The sequence below is a fragment of the Streptomyces pratensis genome (assembly GCF_037137275.1).
Lineage (GTDB): Bacteria > Actinomycetota > Actinomycetes > Streptomycetales > Streptomycetaceae > Streptomyces > Streptomyces pratensis_B.
This window is the reverse complement of sequence record NZ_JBBBEN010000089.1, coordinates 94149-111530: the sequence shown is the minus strand read 5'-3', so window position 1 is coordinate 111530 and position 17382 is coordinate 94149. Positions and strand designations below refer to the sequence as shown.

Here is a 17382-nt window from a genome sequence, read left to right as displayed (position 1 = left end):
CTGGCGGACCCTGGCGAACCCTGGCGAATAGTCACAGCGCATCTGACAGGGGGTTAGTGTCAAGTCAGCCGAGAACCTGGGGGCTTGACGTGACCGGAGAACCCAACACCCGCCTTTCTGACCTGTTCGGCCTGGCCGGCTGGTCCAAGGGCGAACTCGCGAGAATGGTGAACCGGCAGGCGGCGGCCATGGGCCACCCGCAGCTGGCCACCGACACCTCGCGGGTCAGGCGCTGGATCGACATGGGGGAGTCCCCCCGTGATCCGGTGCCCGGAGTGCTGGCAGCCCTGTTCACCGAGCGGCTCGGCCGTGTCGTGACCATCGAGGACCTCGGGTTCGGCCGACGCGGGCGTGTGGGAAAGCGGCGTGACTCCGGGACGGACCACCATCCCGATCAACTGCCGTGGGCGCCCGAGCGGACGGCGGCGGTCCTCACCGAATTCACGGGAATGGACCTCATGCTCAACCGACGCGGCTTGGTGGGTGCGGGCGCCGCACTCACCGCCGGATCGACCATCGCCGGCCCCATGCACGACTGGCTGCGCAACGCCCCCGCTCCGGCGGCCGACGCGCCACGTGCCAACGACCCCCTGCACGCCGACCCCGCGGGTCTCGACCGGTACGAGGCGGCGCCGGTCGGCTCGGAGGAGATCGAGGCCCTGGAGCACTCGGTCGAGGTGTTCCGAGCCTGGGACGCCTCCCGCGGCGGCGGACTCCAGCGCAAAGCGGTCGTGGGCCAGCTCAACGAGGTGGGCGGCATGCTCGCCTACCGCCACCCCGAGCATCTCCAGCGCAGGCTGTGGGGCGTCGCGGCCAACCTCGCCGTCCTGGCGGGCTGGATGTCCCACGACGTCGGCCTCGAACCCACCGCCCAGAAGTACTTCGTCATCGCCGCCCACGCGGCCCGCGAGGGCGGCGACCGCCCCCGCGCCGGCGAGGCGCTCTCCCGGGCGGCACGCCAGATGGTGCACCTCGGCCGGCCCGACGACGCCCTTGACCTGATGAAGCTCGCCAAGTCCGGCTCGGGTGAGGAGACCCTGCCCCGAACGCAGGCGATGTTGCGGACCATCGAGGCGTGGGCGCAGGCGTCGATGGGCCGGGGCCAGGCCATGCGGCGCACGCTCGGCGAGGCCGAGGAGCTGTTCGTCTCGGACAAGGGGGACGTGCCGGCGCCCAGTTGGATGCAGATGTTCGACGAGGCCGACCTGCACGGAATGCAGGCGCTCGCCTTCCGTACCCTGGCCGAGCACGACCAGGGGGCCGCGGCCACCGCCCAGCGTCATGCCAAGCAGGCGCTGGAGTTGCGGGTCGACGATCGACAGCGATCGAGGATCTTCGACTACATCTCCCTGGCCTCCGCCTGCTTCATCGCCGACGACCCCGAACAGGCCGACCGCTACGCCCGGCTGGCGCTGGTGTCGATGGGGGAGACCTCTTCCCACCGCACCTGGGACCGGCTCCGCGAGATGTACCGGCTCACGGGGCAGTTCGCCGGGCACACGACGATCCAGGATCTGCGCGAGCAGATCGAGCTCTCGATGCCGCCGAGCCAGAGGAAGGCCAAGGGCACACAGATCTGACCCCGGCGGCATCGCGGTGCCGTCCCCGAGAGGGAACGGGAACGTCGCGCCCGCCGTGTCGCCGCGCCACTCCGGCAGGCGGCGGACCGTCCCTGCCGTACCGCGCTCCTTCGCGCCCCGTCGTCACGAGCCCAAGCGGGCGACCAGCACACACGCGTCGTCCAGACGTTCGGTTCCGCCGGACTCCTCGACGACGCTCCGCAGGCACTCCTGTGCCGTACGGGCCTGTGCGAACCGGGGAGCGAGGGCGAGCAGCGCCTCCGGGCCCGCATGCCGGTCGCTGCGCCGTGTCAGGCCCTCGGTGTGCAGAACGAGCACATCGCCGGGGAGCAGGTGAAGTTCGTCCTGTTCGAAGGCGACCTTGGAGGCGCCGCCGAGCAGCACCCCGTCGGGCGGGGGCAGGGCCCGCCCCGTACCGCCGCGGAACAGCAGCGGAGCGGGGTGGCCGGCCTGGGCCCAGGACAGGACGGAGCTGGCGGGGTCGAAACGGCAGCACAGGGCGCTGCCCAGGGCCGGCTGTACCGACGATGCGAGCAATTGGTTGAGGTGTCCCATCAGTGCGCCCGGTTCGACGCCGGCGATCGCCATACCGCGTAGGGCGCCCAGCATCATCGCCATCGCCGAGGTGGCGCGGATGCCGTGTCCGGTGAGGTCGCCGACGGTCAGCAGTGTGCGCCCGTCGGGCAGCTCCATCGCGTCGTACCAGTCACCGCCGATGAGACCGCCCGACTCGGAAGGGAGGTAGTGCGCGGCGATGTCCAGTGCGCCGGGTCCCTGGCCCGGGAGGCTCGGCGCTCCGCGCCACGGTGGAAGGACGGTCTCCTGGAGCTCGACCGCCATCCGGTGCTCGGTCCGCTCGATGTGCTCCTCGCACGGCGCGGACTCGTGGCTGTGACTGAGGGCCCGCTCGCCGCGCCGCAGCTCGCTGACGTCCCGCAGGACCGCCCACATGGAAGCGGTGCAGCCCTCGGCGTCGAGTACCGGCTCGCCCGACATGTGCAGGGTGCGGGTGTCGCCGTCGGGCCGGACGATGCGGAACTCCACGTCTATCGGCCGACCGTCGACGAGGCAGCCCGTGACCGTGGCGGTCAGCAGCGGCTGGTCCTCGGGCAGCAGCACGGACGGCATCTCGTCCAGCGAGAGGGGCGCGGAGTCCGTCGGCCGACCGAAGATCCCGTACAGCTCGTCGGACCAGCTGACCTCGTCGGTGAGGAGGTTCCACTCGGCGCTGCCCACCCGGCCGGCCAGGGGGCCGGCCGGCGGGCCGTCCGGCGCCGCCGTGGCGTTCTGCCGCGCGGTGCCCCCGGTGCGCGGCGTCGGCGGGCCCGCCTTCAGCTGGCCCAGATGCTCGCCGAAGTTGTCCAGGTGGCGGACGGCCAGATCGCACAGCGCGCGCTGCCAGCGGAGCTGCGGATCGTCGTCGTCGCACACGACGGCGTCCCGACGCACGGCGTCCACGTCCACCCTCAGCCGGCGCGCCCGGTGGATCAGGGCGTCGACGGCGTCGTGCGCGGGGGGCTGTGGTGCGGGGCGGTCCGCGAACAGGGGGGACGGCATCTCGTACTCCGATACAGGCGCGGCGCAGCCGGTTTCGAGGGGTGGACCGGTACCGACTGTGACACAGGGCGGGGCGGCCCGTAAGGGATTCGGCAACACTCGACGAGGTGTTGCTTCTGGCATATGCCAGCGGCTGGACGGCGGGACGATCGCCCGAACAGGCTTGCGTATGAGGTGAGTTGACGCGCCTCTGGGGAGTGGATGGCGGATCGGTGAGAGGCGGAGTGAGTGGTTCTCGCTCTGCGGGGCCGGGCGGGAATGCCGAGGGGGCGCGTCGCGTTACGTCACCAGAACGAAAACGAACCCCATTCCCAACAGGGGGATGGGGGCGCTGAAGGCATCGGGAGGCGCTCATGGCACGCAGTGAACTCAGGCCCGTCGTCACCCTCCGGTCCACCGCCGGCACGGGCCGGAGTTATGTGACGCGCAAGAACCGCCGCAACAGCCCCGACCGGCTGGAGCTGCGCAAATTCGACTCCGCCGTCGGACGGCACGTGCTGTTCCGCGAAACCCGCTGAGGCGCGCGGAACGGAGTCTGCCCCTACAGGCCGCCGCCGCCCGCGGTGAGGAAGGAATGCATGATGAACACCCGAATCCACCCCGTCTCCCGCCAGGTGGTCTTCCGTGACCGTGCGGCCGGCGTCGCCTTCCTGATGCGCTCGACCGCCGACTCCGACGAGCGCGTGGAGTGGCAGGACGGCACCGCCTACCCCGTGATCGACGTGGAGACCTCGTCGGCGAGTCACCCGTTCTACACCGGTGGCCGTCAGGTGCTCGACACGGCGGGCCGCGTCGACCGGTTCCATCGGCGCTACGGCGCCGGCGTGCCCCGCAGCTGACGGAGGCGGGCCCGGCCGGGGGATGGCCGAGCCTTCCGTGCCGTGCGTCACATTCACGGGGCCAGATGGCCGGAAGTAGCCGAAAGTGGTTTACCGTTCATCTATACGTGGGTGTGAGAGGGACAGGGCCCCGGGCTTCTACGGCCCCTGGGGAAGACGGCACAAGCCCCATGGAGCCTTTCGCCGAGAGGCGACCGTCCTTCACGCCCACTCATGAGCCGCCCCGGCTGGATTCCCCCGATCCGGCCGGGGCTTCCTTCTGTCCGGCCCCGGCCGTCCGCATCCCCTCGCGGTGCCGGCGGCCGGACCCGAGAAACTCTCGGCGCCACGCACCGGAGGCGTGCGCACCGGTCGTGCGGCAGGGCACGGCGGGCTCGCGAGGACGAGGTCACATCGTCTCGTGGAGATCCTTCGCGTAGTGCAGGATCGCCCGCCGGTACTGCTGGACGCCCGGATCGTCGCTGGTGGTCGCCGCGAGGTCCAGAAGCAGCCGCATCGCCTCATGGTGCTCACCGATGTTGTACAGGGCCATCGAGAGGAACGTCCGCAGCGCGCCGTCGTCCGGGAACTCCTCGACGCCCCGGCGCAGCGTCTCCACCGCCTGCCCGTACCGGCCCAGGACCCGGTACGTGCTGCCCAGCCCCAGCAGCGCCCCCCGCCGCTCCTCGGCGCTGAGCAGCGTCCCCGCCAGACAGCGCTCGTAGTACGGCACCGCCTCCGACCCCAGCCCCAGCTGGTCGTGGACCCACGCGGTGCGGTACGCCACCATCGCGTCGTCGGGGTGCGCGGCGGTCAGGGCGAGGAGCCGCTCGCGCGCCTCCTCCGGCCGTCCCTCCGTGCGCAACCGTTCGGCCTCGTCCAGCAGGTCGCTCTTCTCTCGTGCACTCATGGGCTCATCCTCCCAGGTGGCCGCGGGCGGCCGGACGGAGACCGGCTCCCGCGGCCCGGGCGGCCGGAGCGGCCCTGCCGAGGGACCACGTCGTGCGCAAGGGGTCAGGCGTCCGTTCGGGCCGAGCCGTTTGCGGGCGCCCGGGGCCGGACGCACCGTGAAAGGAGCCCCGCGCGCGGATGCCGCACGGGCCCCGCCGAGGAGGAACGGCATGGCAGAGGGGCGCTGGAGCCCGGGCCGCCGGGAGGCGGACGCGGACGAGTTCCGGCCTGTGCTGGACATCGTCGAGCCGCTGCGCAGCGACGGGTGACCGTGCTGCTCTCGCGGGGCGCCCCGTCTCGTCCACGACGGCCTCCTGGTCCGACGGCGCCGACGCCCTCCCCGCCTCGTCGGGCGACCCTGGCGTCGCGGCGGGGCGGGTCTGACGCCAGGGGTGCTCAGCCGTGGCAGCGACGGTCGGCGCCTGCCCGCGGCCCCGGCGAGACCTCACAGCCGGTATCGCCTGCGGCACGCTGCCCGACCAGGGCGCCGCGCGACCCCGGCGGGCTGTCACCCCGGCGACCCGCCGGTGTGATCACCCTGGGGCGCGGCCCCCTCGCCCGCGGCGTCGGCGTACCGGCGCGCCAGGTGAGCGACGGCGTCCCTGAACTCCTGAGGACCCACCACCTCGAAGTCCGCGTCGAACCTGCCCACGGCGGCGGCCAGGCCGGCCCACGACCAGGAGCTCAGCACGAGGCGGCACCGGTCCGGCCCGGCCTCTTCCACGACCCCTTCCGCGAGGTAGCGGGACACCTCGGCGGCGGGCAGGTGGAGGATCACCTCTCCGCGACAGGGCTGGGTGTCGAAGCCCTGGAACCTGGCGGCGACGAAGGCCGCCACGTCTTCGCCCGGTACCTCGCGCGGGGTGAAGCGCGGTCCCGTGGGCGTACGCGGGGTGATCCGGTCGACGCGGAAGGTGCGCCAGTCCGCACGGTCGAGGTCCCAGCCGACGAGATACCAGCGCCCGCCCCAGGTGACGAGGTGGTGAGGTTCCACCCGGCGTGTCCCGGCCGCGGCGTCGTCGGCGGGCGGGGCGTACGCGGCGGAGTGGTCGAAGCGCAGCACCTCGCTGGCCTGGACGGCCGCGCTCAGCGCCATGAGGACCCGGGGGTCGGCCTGCGGCCCGGGCCGGCCGGACGTGCGCTCGACGGCCGTGACGCGCAGGGCGTCGACGCGGTGGCGCAGCCGGGCGGGCATGACCTGTCGGACGGTGGTCAGCGCGCGGGCCGCGGCCTCTCCGATGCCGGCCCCGGTGGCGGCGGCGGTGCGCAGCGCGACCGCGAGGGCGACGGCCTGGTCGTCGTCGAACAGCAGCGGCGGCAGCCGGGCCCCCGGATCGAGCCGGTACCCGCCCTCGGGTCCTTTGACGGCGGCGATCGGATAGCCCAGCTCACGCAGTCGGTCGACGTCGCGGCGCACCGTGCGCGGGCTGACCTCCAGCCGCTCGGCCAGGGCCGCCCCCGGCCAGTCCCGGCGGGTCTGGAGCAGGGAGAGCAGGGCCAGCAGCCGCGCTGAGGTTTTCGGCATGACGCCAGTATGACCGTCAGAAGAGGCCACACCCTGTCCGCTTCCTCGGTCATAGTGTACCTACCGAACGACGGAACCACCGGAAGGACCCGATCACCGTGACCTCCACGACCCCCGCCTCCCCGTACCTGGACGGCGAGCGGACCGACTTCCTCGCCGAACTGGCGGCCGCGCGCACCGCCCTGACGGCCACCGTGCGCGGGCTCGCCGACGAGCAGGCCGGGGAGCGCCCCACCGTCAGCGAGCTGTGCCTGGGCGGGCTGATCAAGCACGTCACCGCCGTGGAGGACGGCTGGCTGCGCTTCATGGCCGAAGGGCCGTCCGTGATGTCCTTCGACCTGCCCGACGGCGTCACGTGGGACGACTTGGCCGCCGGCACGGCCCGTGAGTTCCCGCAGTGGGCGATCGACCGCCAGGAGGAGTTCCGGATGCAGCCCGGCGAGACTCTGGCCGGAATCCTTCACGCCTACGAACAGGTCGCCGCCCGCACGGAGAGGACCGTCGCCGCCCTTCCCGACCTCTCGGCGACCCAGCCGCTGCCCGAAGCTCCCTGGAACGAACCCGGGGCCCGGTGGAGTGCGCGGCGGGTGCTGATCCACGTCATCAGCGAGACGTGCCAGCACGCCGGGCACGCGGACATCCTGCGCGAGACGCTCGACGGACAGAAGGCGACCTGACCGCCCGGGCCCCGCGGGAGAGCGCGCGAAACCGGCAGATGGCAACAGGGAAGGACCACGTCACCGTGGAGGAGTACGAGCCCGCGGCGGGCGGCCGGAGCGCCCCGCCACCGTGGACCGGCGGCCCGGGCGCCCGGCCGGACCGGACGGCGGCGGGGACACGCCGGGGGGCGCGGCCGCGGGCCGCCGCCCGCGCTCCCCGCACCCCCGGGCCGTCCGGCCCCCGGTCCGCGGGCGAGCACGGCGGGGCGACCCGATGACCGTCCTCGACGACCGGGCGCTCAACCGGGCCACGCTCGCACGGCAGTTGCTGCTCGACCGCGCCCACATGCCGGTCCTCGACGCGGTGGCGCACCTCTGCGGTCTCCAGGCGCAGGAGCCGCAGGAGCCTTTCGTCGGGCTCTGGTCGAGGCTCGCCTGCTTTGACCCCGCACGTCTTTCGGACCTGCTGACGCGGCGGAGCGTGGTGCGCACCCACCTGATGCGCCGCACGGTCCACCTCCTCGCCGCCGCCGACGTCCTGGCCTGGCGGGCCCGACATGACGCGATGCTCCGCCAACGCGTGCTCGGGGTCTACCGGGCCGAGCTGGCCGGTGTCGACCTCGGCGAACTCGCCGAACAGGGGCGTACGTTGATGGCCGACGGCAAGCCGCGCAGCGCGGCGGAGATCGTGCGGGCGCTCGCCCCGGGCCACCCGGGAGTTCAGCCGCGGCCGTTGGCCGAGATGGTGGTCGCCGCCCTCGTCCCGATGGCGCAGGCGCCGCCGCGCGGGCTGTGGCGCACGAAAGGCGGGGTGCGCAACGTCGCGCTCTCCTCCTGGCTGGGCCGCCCGGTCGACCCGCCGCCCGCCCAGGGCGCCGACCCGGTCGGCCGGACGCTGGTCCGGCGCTATCTGGCCGCCTACGGCCCGGCGGCCACGGCCGACCTGCGGGCCTGGTCCGGACTGGCGGGCCTGCCCGCCGCGGTGAGCGCTCTCCGCGACGAGCTGGTCGGGTTCCGCGACGAGCGCGGCCGGGAGCTGCTGGACCTCCCCGACGCCCCGCGTCCGGACCCCGGCACCCCCGCCCCCGTGCGGTTCCTGCCGGCCTTCGACAACGCGATCCTCGGCTACCGTGACCGCAGCCGGATCATCGACGCCGCCCACCTCGGCCTCTCGGTCGCCGGTGAGCGTGCCGTGCTGGTCGACGGCCGGGTCGCCGCCACATGGAGCGTCGCGGAAGGGGTTGTCGCAGTGAGCCCGCTGCGCGCGTTCTCCCGGGCAGAGCGCACGGCCGTGGCCGACGAGGGGCGGCGTGTGGCGTCGTTCCTCTCCGACGGCGAAAGCGACCGCGCCCGGGTGGCGGCCGCACCACGCTGAGCGGTGTCGCCGCCGGGGGCCGGTTCCCGGGCCCGACTCCGCGCGCGGCAACCGGCCGGACCGCGGGGAACGGCAGTGGGCTGCGCCGTCCTCACCCATGAACGGCCGCGAGCGGCGCGGGTGTGCGCCGGTGGCCTCGTCTGCGCCCGCCCGTGGGCGGGCGCAGACGGAGCGGCCGAGAGCAAGGTGCACGCCACTCGGCAGATTCCTGCGCCAGCGTCGGCGTCGGGCCGGCCGGCGCCGCGCCCGGCTGGTTCGCCGCGCCCCTGCCGCCCTGGCGCCTCCGGGCACGGCATCGTGCCGCGTGGCCGGAAAGCGGCACGGTGCGGGCGCTTCGCGTAGTCGAGCGGCTACCCTACGTCAGCTGTCCTGACTGATCACGAGCGTCCGAGGGGACTCCTGAATGAACCGCATGCGCACCGTACTCGCCGCGCTCGGCATCACCGCCGGGCTGATCACGGCCCCCACCGCGAGTGCCGCGCCCCAGCCCGCGAGGCCGGCGCCCGCCGCCGAACGCCACGATCCCTGCACGGGCGAGTTCCGGGGCGATGTCCGCCTCGGCCCGAAATGGCTGCCGAACAAGCGGCTCGCCCCGGTCGGCCCACTGCTGAGGGAATACCGGCGCACCGGGGACCTCTCGCCGAAGGACTTCCTCAAGAAGTACTGGGAGGGGCCCGCGGACACCGGCAGCTGGAAGTATCCGCCGAACGACGGATTCGCCGAGGTGAACGGCGAGATCGACAAGGAGCCGGTCAAGCTCCGCACCGGCCAGCGCCTGGACCGCTTCGGCTCGGAGTACGGCGGCTATCTGGCCCCGGCCGGCGACGCCTACGCCGAGCGGGCCCTGCCGCCCCAGAACCTCAACACCCGCGAGGCCTCCACTCCGTGCGACTACCGGGTGTACAAGGTGGCCAAGCCCTTCTGGGTCTGGCAGGGCAGCATCGCCCCGTGGTTCGAGCAGCCCGGAGGCGGCCGGCAGATCAAGCTCGACGCCGTGTTCCTGGACCCGGGCGAGGGGCAGCGACTCAACGTGAAGTGGCTGCTGGACCACGCCTACCTCACCCCTGCCGGCGCGTAACCCCTCATGGACCGCCGGGCGTTGCACGCCGCACTCATCGAGGCCCGCATCCCCGGCGGTTATTACCGGATCGAGGGAGTCCACGAACCCGCCCCCACCCCGCCGGACTTCCTGGCCCTGAGCCGGGCTGCCGACGGCGGATGGGAGACCGGGGCGTTCGAGCGCGGCGCCTACGAAGTCATCGCCCGTCACCCGGACGAGGCCGCCGCCTGCGCACACCTGCTGAGCCTGCTCGTCTGAGGCGCCTCCACGCCGGTTTTGCCGGAACCGCAAGAAGCCTTGTGCGGGGGGCACTCCGGCCGAATGATCGTGACCGGGCGGCGGGGCCGCCGGTCCGGCCGCCCCGTCGACGCACCGCGACCGTCCCGCCCGCACGGGGCGCACGAGGAGGAACCATGCCGGAGCACGCCCCTTCCCTGTCCACGCCCGGGACGGCCCGCTCGGCCCGCCCCTCTACGCTTCTGCCCGGCGCCGTGCACCGGCTGCTCGACACCCCCGGCGGCCGCATCCACTGCGTCGAGCAGGGCTCGGGCCCCCTCGTGCTGCTCATCCACGGCTTCCCCGAGTCCTGGTACTCCTGGCGCCACCAGATCCCCGCACTGGCCGCCGCCGGATACCGGGCCGTCGCCATCGACGCGCGCGGCTACGGGCGCTCCTTCACCCCCGCCGCCACCGACGCCTACCGCATGCTCGCCCACGTCGCCGACAACACCGCCGTCGTCCGCGCCCTCGGCGAGGAGACCGCCACGGTCGTCGGCCACGACTGGGGCTCGCCCATCGCCGCCCACAGCGCCCTGCTCCGCCCCGACGTGTTCACCGCGCTCGCCCTGCTGAGCGTCCCCTACTCCCCGCCCGGAGGGCCCCGCCCCACCGAAGCCTTCTCGCAAATGGGCGGGGACGAGGAGTTCTACGTCAGCTACTTCCAGACGCCCGGACGCGCCGAGGCGGAGATCGAGCCCGACGTACGCGGCTGGCTCGCCGGTCTCTACGCGGGCCTCTCCGGCGACACCCTCGCCCCCGCCGACCAGGGCAGCCTCTTCTTCGTCCCCCGGGGCGCGCGGATGGCCGACCGGTTCCCCACGGGCCGGCTGCCCGGCTGGCTCGACGCATCGGACCTCGACTTCTACAGCGCGGAGTTCGAACGCACCGGCCTGACCGGCCCGCTCAACCGCTACCGCAACGTCGACCGCGACTGGGAGGACCTCGCGGCCTGGCACGGAGCGCCCGTCACCCAGCCCTCCCTCTTCATCGGAGGCGCGCTGGACTCCACCACTACCTGGATGTCCGCCGCCATCGACGCCTACCCGAAGACCCTCCCCGAACTGTCCGATTCCCACCTCCTCGACGGCTGCGGCCACTGGGTCCAGCAGGAACGCCCCGACGAGGTCAACGCCCTGCTGACCGACTGGCTGCACGGCCTGCGCTGAGGCGCGGTCCGCGCCGGGACGACCGCGGCGAAGACGCCCGCACGCGCGGTGTGTCGCAACCGGCTCCGACGAGCCCGGACGGCGAGGGTGAACGGATGAACAGTGCAGACATGCTGGCCGAGGCGTTCGACCGCGTCAGGGAAGCGGTTCACGCGGCGGCCGAAGGCCTTTCGCCCGACCACCTCCACGCGCGTCTCGACGAGGGGGCGAACCCGGTCGCCTGGCTCGTCTGGCACCTCACCCGCGTCCAGGACGACCACATCGCCGACGCGGCCGGCGCCGAACAGGTCTGGCTCACCGAGGGGTGGGCGGACCGTTTCGCGCTGCCGTTCGACGCGGCGGAGACCGGCTACGGGCACAGCGGCGAAGAGGTCGCCGCCGTCCGCGTGGACTCCGCCGCGCCCCTCCTCGGCTACTACGACGCCGTGCACGAGCGGACCGTGGACTTCGTCCGCCGACTGGACGGCGACGCCCTCGACCGGGTCGTGGACGAGGCCTGGTCGCCGCCGGTGACCCTGGGCGTCCGGCTCGTCAGCGTCCTCGCCGAGGGCCTTCAGCACGCGGGCCAGGCCGCTTTCGTCCGCGGCGTGCTGGAGCGCGGCTGAGGACGGTGGCCGCGGTCCGGCCTTTCGCCCATTCGTGCACACCTCGACCCGCGGTGTCATACTCGGAAGCAGTCCGCTAGACAGGCTTGTCATTGTCCGAAAGGCGACACGTCATGAGCTGGGCATCGTGGACGACCAGCGGTGTCTTCGCGGGGACCGGCGGAGTACGCACCGTAGAAGCAGGAATCCTCACCGGTGATCTCACGGTGCACACGACCTGGAGCGACGGGCAGGCGGCGGTGGCCGTGCAGTACAGCGGCTCCTCCGACTGGTGCACCCTGGAGGGCAGTCCCGCTCCGTGCCCCTCGGAGGAGGAGAGCCGCTCCTTCCACCAGAGCGTGGTCGAGGCCGTGCGGGTCGGCCGGGGCGCCACGGTGCCGTCGGCCGGACCCGGGCGGACCGCCGCACCGCCCGCGCCCGCCTCGTAACACCCGCCGCCGCCTCCCGCACCCCGGGGCACGGTCCGCGCGGCACGGGCAGAGAAGCGGATCGATGCGGCGGCTCCACCGATCGGCGGAGTGGTGGGAGCGGTGCGCTGACGCAACGGGCTTGCCGAAACGGCAAGGAAGCTGGCCGACTCGCGGCCCCGGACCGCACAGTGCCCCCATGAGCCATAACCACACGGATCAACAGGACGCCGGCCACCGCCACGACGAAGGCGACACGGCCCGCTTCTTCACCCAGGACTTCTGGGAGGACCGCTACCGGGAGGGCAACGCCTGGAGCGGAAACCCCAACCCCGTGCTCGTCCAGCACGCGACCCCGCTGAGGCCCGGCACCGCCCTGGACGTGGGCAGCGGCGAGGGCGCCGACGCGATCTGGCTGGCCGCCCGCGGCTGGCGGGTCACCGGCGCCGACTGGTCCTCCTCCGGCCTGGAGTCCTCGGCGCGTACGGCCGCCGACGCAGGGGCAGAGATCGCGGGCCGGATCACCTGGCGCCAGGCCGACGTCCGCACCTGGGACCCGGCTCCAGAACGCTTCGACCTGGTCTCCGCACAGTTCATGCACCTGCCCAGAACCGAGCTCCACGCCCTGCACCGCACGCTCGCCGCCGCCGTCCGCCCCGGTGGCACCCTCCTCGTGGTCAGCCATCACCCGGCCGACCGCGAGTCCTCCGTCGGGCGCCCCGGCAGCGCGGACCTGTTCGCCACCGGCGAGGAGATGGCCGTCGTCCTCGACCCCGCCGAGTGGGCGGTCATCGAGGTCTCCGCACCCGAACGTGTCGGCGTCGACCCGGAGGGGCGTGAGACCGTCGTCAGGGACGCGGTTCTCCGCGCCGTACGCACCGGCTGACGGCGCACGGGCCCGCCCGAAGGGGCGCTAAGCGGTGAAGTGCCGTACGAAGCGGCGCTGCCAGGGCGTCTCCACCGCCTTCGGGCAGTAGCCGCGGCGGACGAATTCCACGGCGTCCCCGGCCGGTACTCCGTCCAGGACGGCGAGGCAGGCGAGGGCCGTTCCGGTCCGGCCCACCCCGCCGTAGCAGGCGATCTCGACCCGCTCCTCCGCGGCCCGGTGCCACGTCTCAACGAGGAGTTCCCGGGCCGCCCAAGGGTCGGTCGGGAGGCGGAAGTCCGGCCACCGCAGCCATCGGGACTCCCAGGCCACCGGGGGCGGTGGGCGCTTCAGCAGATAGAGCCCGAAGCCGGGTTCGGGGCCCGCGGGCAACGGCCGCCGCAGGCCCCGGCCCCGGACCAGCCGTCCGGAGGGGAGGGTCAGGACGGCCGCAGCGTTCCCGTACCCGGCAGGGGTCACGCGTTCACCCTGGGCTCCCGAGTGCCAGGTGTGCACGGCGCGTTCAGGCGGTCACGGGGACCGGGGACTCGGCGGGTCCGGCCTCCGCCGCCTGTGCCGCCCGGCCCCTCGTCCGGCGCACGCCCTTCAGCAGGACGACCAGAGCCGTCGCGACCAGGGTTCCGGCGGCGATCGCCAGTAGATAGAGGAACGGCTCGCCGATCAGCGGGACGACGAAGACGCCGCCGTGCGGAGCGCGCAGCGTACAGCCGAAGGCCATCGACAACGCGCCGGTGACCGCGCCGCCCGCCATGACCGACGGGATGACCCGCAGGGGGTCGGCGGCGGCGAACGGGATGGCCCCCTCGGTGATGAACGAGGCGCCCAGCACCCAGGCCGCCCGGCCGTTCTCCCGCTCGGCCTTCGTGAACAGCCTGCCGCGTACGGCGGTGGCGAGTGCCATCGCCAGCGGGGGGACCATCCCGGCCGCCATGACCGCCGCCATCACCTTGAGGCTGCCCGGCGTCGGATCGGCGAGACCGCCGACGGCGAAGGCGTACGCCACCTTGTTGAGCGGTCCTCCCATGTCGAAGCACAGCATCCATCCGAGGACGACGCCGAGAATGACCGCGTTGGAGCCCGACAGTCCGTTCAACCAGTCCGTGAGCGCGTTCTGCAGCGAGGCGATGGGCTTGCCGACCACGATGAACATCAGGAACCCGACGACCGCCGAGGCGATCACCGGGATCACCAGGACCGGCATGATGCCGCGCAACGTCGCGTGGACCGGGACCCGCTGGACGGCCATCACCACCGCACCGGCCAGCAGACCGGCGACCAGACCGCCGAGGAACCCGGCGTCCACGCTCAGCGCGATGGCGCCGCCGACGAAACCGGGGACCAACGCGGGCCGGTCCGCCATGCCGTACGCGATGTAGCCGGCCAGCACCGGCACCAGGAACGCGAACGCCGCCGAGCCGGTCTGGTTGAGCAGCGCGGCCCAGCTGTCCGCCTCTCCCCAGGCGAAGCGGTCGGCCACCGAGGCGGCGTTCGCTGTCTCGTAGCCGCCGATGGCGAACGACAGGGCGATCAGCAGACCGCCCGCCGCGACGAACGGCACCATGTAGCTGACACCGGACATCAGGTACGTCCGCAGGCGGACGCCGAAGTGCGCGTGGTCCGCGCCGAGTCCCGGCTCGGCCTTTCCGGGGCCGTCGGCGCCCTCGATCTCCGCGGCGCCCGCGACCTCGCCGCGTTCGGCCTTGCGGCGGGCCTCGGCGATCAGTTCGGCGGGCCGGTTGACGCCCGCTTTCACCCCGACGTCCACCAGCGGCTTGCCACAGAACCGGGCCTTCTCCCGGACCTCCACGTCATGTGCCCAGATCACGGCGTCGGCTGCCGCGATGACCGCCGGGTCCAGCTTCTGGAAACCGCCCGAACCCTGGGTCTCCACCGTCACCTCGACCCCGTCGGCGCTGCCGGCCGCCACCAGGGACTCCGCGGCCATGTAGGTGTGGGCGATGCCGGTGGGGCAGGAGGTGACGGCCACGATACGGAAGGGAGCGTCGCCGACGGACTCCTCCCGCGCCCCGCGGGGGGCGGCGGGCGGCTCCTGCCGGGCATCCTCCCCCGGCGGGGCCTCCTCGCCCCGGATCAAGGCGGCGACGGCGTGCGGGTCCGTCCCGTCGCGCAGGGCGGCGGTGAACTGCGGGTCCATCAGCCGCCGGGCCAGGCCCGACAGGATGGTGAGGTGGTCCTCGTCCGCTCCGGTCGGCGCCGCGATCAGGAAGATCAGGTCCGCGGGGCCGTCGGCCGCCCCGAAGTCGACGCCTCGCGCGCTGCGGCCGAAAGCCAGCGTCGGAGCGTTCACGTGCTCGCTGCGGCAGTGGGGGATGCCGATGCCGCCGTCGAGACCGGTGGGCATCTGCGCCTCGCGGTCGGCGACGTCGGCCAGGAACCCGTCGAGATCGGTGACGCGGCGCGCGACCGCCATCCGTTCGGCGAGCGACCTCGCGGCGGCGTCCTTCGTCGTAGCGGACAGATCGAGGTCGACCAGGTCCGCGGTGATCAGTTCACTCATCGCGGTGCTCCTTGCTCGGAGGCCGCTCTGCGGCGGCTCGGGGGACGGGGAGGACGGCTCCGCACGGTCGGGGCCCGTACGGGAGGGGCAGGAGCGGTCGGCGGGGGCCGGGCTCACGGAGCGGGCTCGGTCAGCGCGCGGTCCAGGGGGACGTGGGAGGTCGTCACGACCGACGTGGGGTCGAGGTCGGCCGGGGCGGGCATGAGGCTTCCGGCCAGTCGCACCGCCGCCGCGCCGTGCGCGACGGCCGAAGCGAGCGCACCGGGTCCTCGCCCGCCGGCCGTCAGGAATCCGGCGAGCGAGGCGTCCCCGGCCCCGACGTTGCTGCGCACGGCGTCCACGCGGGCGGTGGCGAAGTACGCGCCCGACGCCTCGACCAGCAGTTGGCCGTCGGCTCCCAGGCTGGCCAGCACGGATCGGGCGCCGCGCTCCCGCAGTTCCTCCGCGGCCTTGAGCACGTCGCCCACCGTGCCCAGGGGACGGCCGACGGCTTCGGCGAGCTCCAGGGCGTTGGGCTTGATCACGTCGGGCCCCCCGGCCAGCGCGGCGGTCAGCGCGTCACCGGAGGTGTCCAGCGCGATCCGCGCACCGGCCCGGTGGCTCCGCGCGACCAGCTCCGCATACCACTCGGGCGCCAGCCCGCGCGGCAGACTTCCGCAGCAGGCGATCCAGTCGGCTGTGGACGAGCGGCTCCGCACCGCGTCGAAGACGCCCTCCGCCTCGTCCGCGCTCAGCTCGGGTCCGGCTGCGTTGATCTTGGTGAGGGTGCCGTCCGGCTCCACGAGGGTGACGTTGACGCGGGTGCTCCCGGTGATCGGCACCCCGGCGGCCTCGATGCCCAGCTCGCCGAGCAGCCGGGCCAGCAGCGCGCCCTCCGGTCCGCCCATCGGGGCGACGGCGACCGTCCGGTGACCGGCCGCCGCGACGGCGCGCGCGACGTTGACGCCCTTGCCGCCCGGATCGACGCGGTCCGCGGTGGCGCGCAGCACGGCGCCGCGGACCACGCCGGGCAGCTCGTAGGTGCGGTCCAGGCTCGGGTTGGGAGTGACGGTGAGGATCATGCGCGTACCACTTCCGTGCCTCGGTTCTCGATGGAGCGGGCGTCGTCGGGGCCGAGGCCCGTGTCGGTGATGAGCAGGTCGACATCGGCCAGATCGGCGAAGCGCGCGAAGTGGTCCTGCCCGAACTTGCCGGAGTCGGCGAGCAGGACCACCCGGCGGGCGGCTCTGACCACGGCACGCTTGACGGCGGCCTCGGCCAGATCGGGAGTGGTCAGACCGCTGTCGGGGGAGAAGCCGTTGGCGGCGAGGAAGACCACGTCGGCGTTGATCTCGGCGTACGAACCGAGCGCCCAGGCGTCGACCGCCGCCCGGGTGCGGTGCCGGACCCTGCCGCCGACCAGATGCAGCGCGATGCCCGGGTGGTCGGCGAGGCGGGCGGCCACCGGCAGCGCGTGCGTCACCACGGTCAGCGATGCGTCGAGGGGGATCGCGGCGGCGAGCCGGGCGGTCGTGGTCCCGGCGTCGACGATCACGGTGCCGTCGGGTGGCACCTCGGCGAGCGCGACCCGGGCGATGCGGTCTTTCTCGTCCGCGGCGACGCCGTCGCGTTCGGCGAGACCGGGCTCGAAGCCGAGCCGCCCGACCGGGATCGCGCCGCCGTGCACCCGGCGCAGCAGCCCCGCCCGGTCCAGAGCCTTGAGATCGCGCCGGACGGTCTCTGCGGTGACCTGGAATCCTGCGGCCAGGGACAGCACGTCGACCCGCCCGGTCTCCTGGGCCAGGCGGAGGATCTCCTGCTGACGCTCCGGTGCGTACATGTGGTTGTGTATCCGTTTCATGCCCGAGCTTGTGGTTTCGCGTCGAGATTACGGCCAGGGCATGCGGAAGTAAACACATGCGGGCGAGAGATGGGCATGGACGGACCGGGGGAAGTGATCGAAAGCCCACACCGCCCCTGGCGGGGTGGGCTGAAGGCGGCTCCGCGGCGGAGCGCA

Annotated in this window: 18 protein-coding genes and 1 pseudogene; 12 read left to right on the top strand and 7 right to left on the bottom strand. The window is 73.5% G+C overall.

Annotated features, from left to right (window positions below; genetic code table 11):
- Positions 1–89: 89 nt before the first annotated feature.
- Positions 90–1580 carry a DNA-binding protein NsdB gene (locus V9U70_RS15220; RefSeq protein WP_336675607.1) on the top strand — a complete coding sequence of 497 codons (1491 nt, stop codon included), beginning with the start codon at positions 90–92 and terminating at the stop codon, positions 1578–1580.
- 123 nt (positions 1581–1703) lie between these two features.
- Here the strand turns inward: V9U70_RS15220 and V9U70_RS15215 are convergent, their stop codons facing one another.
- Positions 1704–3137, bottom strand: a complete 1434-nt coding sequence (locus V9U70_RS15215; protein WP_336675605.1) for a PP2C family protein-serine/threonine phosphatase — start codon at positions 3135–3137, stop codon at positions 1704–1706.
- Between the two features lie 353 nt (positions 3138–3490).
- Here V9U70_RS15215 and rpmG point away from each other — a divergent pair, with 353 nt between their 5' ends.
- Entirely contained in the window at positions 3491–3655 is a 165-nt protein-coding gene (gene rpmG / locus V9U70_RS15210; protein WP_336675604.1) for a 50S ribosomal protein L33, read from the top strand.
- A gap of 63 nt (positions 3656–3718) precedes the next feature.
- Positions 3719–3976: a type B 50S ribosomal protein L31 gene (locus tag V9U70_RS15205; RefSeq protein ID WP_336675831.1), complete on the top strand. Its 258-nt coding sequence runs from the start codon at positions 3719–3721 to the stop codon at positions 3974–3976.
- A 388-nt stretch (positions 3977–4364) separates the two neighbouring features.
- On the opposite strand, the gene V9U70_RS15200 is transcribed toward V9U70_RS15205, so the two are convergent.
- Positions 4365–4865, bottom strand: a complete 501-nt coding sequence (locus V9U70_RS15200; RefSeq protein ID WP_336675602.1) for a tetratricopeptide repeat protein — start codon at positions 4863–4865, stop codon at positions 4365–4367.
- Between the two features lie 211 nt (positions 4866–5076).
- On the opposite strand from V9U70_RS15200, the pseudogene V9U70_RS15195 reads away from it, so the two are divergent.
- Positions 5077–5186, top strand: a pseudogene (locus V9U70_RS15195) (DUF4389 domain-containing protein); the annotation flags it as partial.
- 228 nt (positions 5187–5414) lie between these two features.
- Here V9U70_RS15195 and V9U70_RS15190 read toward each other — a convergent pair.
- The gene (locus V9U70_RS15190; RefSeq protein ID WP_336675600.1) at positions 5415–6431 is read right to left on the bottom strand and encodes a helix-turn-helix transcriptional regulator; all 1017 of its coding nucleotides are present in this window, start codon (positions 6429–6431) and stop codon (positions 5415–5417) included.
- A gap of 92 nt (positions 6432–6523) precedes the next feature.
- Between V9U70_RS15190 and V9U70_RS15185 the strand changes: the two genes are divergently transcribed.
- From V9U70_RS15185 to V9U70_RS15150, 8 genes are all read left to right on the top strand, one after another.
- Positions 6524–7108 (top strand): DinB family protein, encoded by a 585-nt coding sequence (locus V9U70_RS15185; protein WP_336675829.1) that lies wholly within the window; start codon positions 6524–6526, stop codon positions 7106–7108.
- Positions 7109–7364: 256 nt separating this feature from the next.
- A complete protein-coding gene (locus V9U70_RS15180; protein WP_336675598.1) occupies positions 7365–8465 on the top strand; it encodes a winged helix DNA-binding domain-containing protein in 1101 nt (366 codons plus the stop codon).
- A 403-nt stretch (positions 8466–8868) separates the two neighbouring features.
- On the top strand, positions 8869–9543 hold the full coding sequence (locus V9U70_RS15175; RefSeq protein WP_336675597.1) for a TNT domain-containing protein: 675 nt from the start codon (positions 8869–8871) through the stop codon (positions 9541–9543).
- Between the two features lie 6 nt (positions 9544–9549).
- Positions 9550–9783, top strand: coding sequence for a hypothetical protein (locus tag V9U70_RS15170; protein WP_336675595.1), 234 nt, complete (start codon positions 9550–9552; stop codon positions 9781–9783).
- Positions 9784–9938: 155 nt separating this feature from the next.
- The gene (locus tag V9U70_RS15165; RefSeq protein ID WP_336675593.1) at positions 9939–10970 is read left to right on the top strand and encodes an alpha/beta fold hydrolase; all 1032 of its coding nucleotides are present in this window, start codon (positions 9939–9941) and stop codon (positions 10968–10970) included.
- Positions 10971–11065: 95 nt separating this feature from the next.
- Positions 11066–11575, top strand: a complete 510-nt coding sequence (locus V9U70_RS15160; RefSeq protein ID WP_336675592.1) for a mycothiol transferase — start codon at positions 11066–11068, stop codon at positions 11573–11575.
- Between the two features lie 113 nt (positions 11576–11688).
- On the top strand, positions 11689–12003 hold the full coding sequence (locus V9U70_RS15155; RefSeq protein WP_336675591.1) for a hypothetical protein: 315 nt from the start codon (positions 11689–11691) through the stop codon (positions 12001–12003).
- A 178-nt stretch (positions 12004–12181) separates the two neighbouring features.
- A complete protein-coding gene (locus V9U70_RS15150) occupies positions 12182–12868 on the top strand; it encodes a class I SAM-dependent methyltransferase (protein ID WP_336675589.1) in 687 nt (228 codons plus the stop codon).
- 27 nt (positions 12869–12895) lie between these two features.
- On the opposite strand, the gene V9U70_RS15145 is transcribed toward V9U70_RS15150, so the two are convergent.
- The 4 genes from V9U70_RS15145 to V9U70_RS15130 all read right to left on the bottom strand — a co-directional run bounded on the left by V9U70_RS15145 (position 12896) and on the right by V9U70_RS15130 (position 17205).
- Positions 12896–13327 carry a protein-tyrosine phosphatase family protein gene (locus V9U70_RS15145; protein ID WP_336675588.1) on the bottom strand — a complete coding sequence of 144 codons (432 nt, stop codon included), beginning with the start codon at positions 13325–13327 and terminating at the stop codon, positions 12896–12898.
- Positions 13328–13370: 43 nt separating this feature from the next.
- Positions 13371–15386: a PTS fructose transporter subunit IIABC gene (locus tag V9U70_RS15140; RefSeq protein ID WP_336675587.1), complete on the bottom strand. Its 2016-nt coding sequence runs from the start codon at positions 15384–15386 to the stop codon at positions 13371–13373.
- Between the two features lie 113 nt (positions 15387–15499).
- Complete coding sequence (pfkB, locus tag V9U70_RS15135; RefSeq protein WP_336675585.1) at positions 15500–16447, bottom strand: 1-phosphofructokinase; 948 nt, start codon at positions 16445–16447, stop codon at positions 15500–15502.
- Positions 16444–17205, bottom strand: coding sequence for a DeoR/GlpR family DNA-binding transcription regulator (locus tag V9U70_RS15130; protein ID WP_336675828.1), 762 nt, complete (start codon positions 17203–17205; stop codon positions 16444–16446). Before V9U70_RS15130 ends, pfkB begins: the two co-directional genes overlap by 4 nt.
- Positions 17206–17382: the final 177 nt, after the last annotated feature.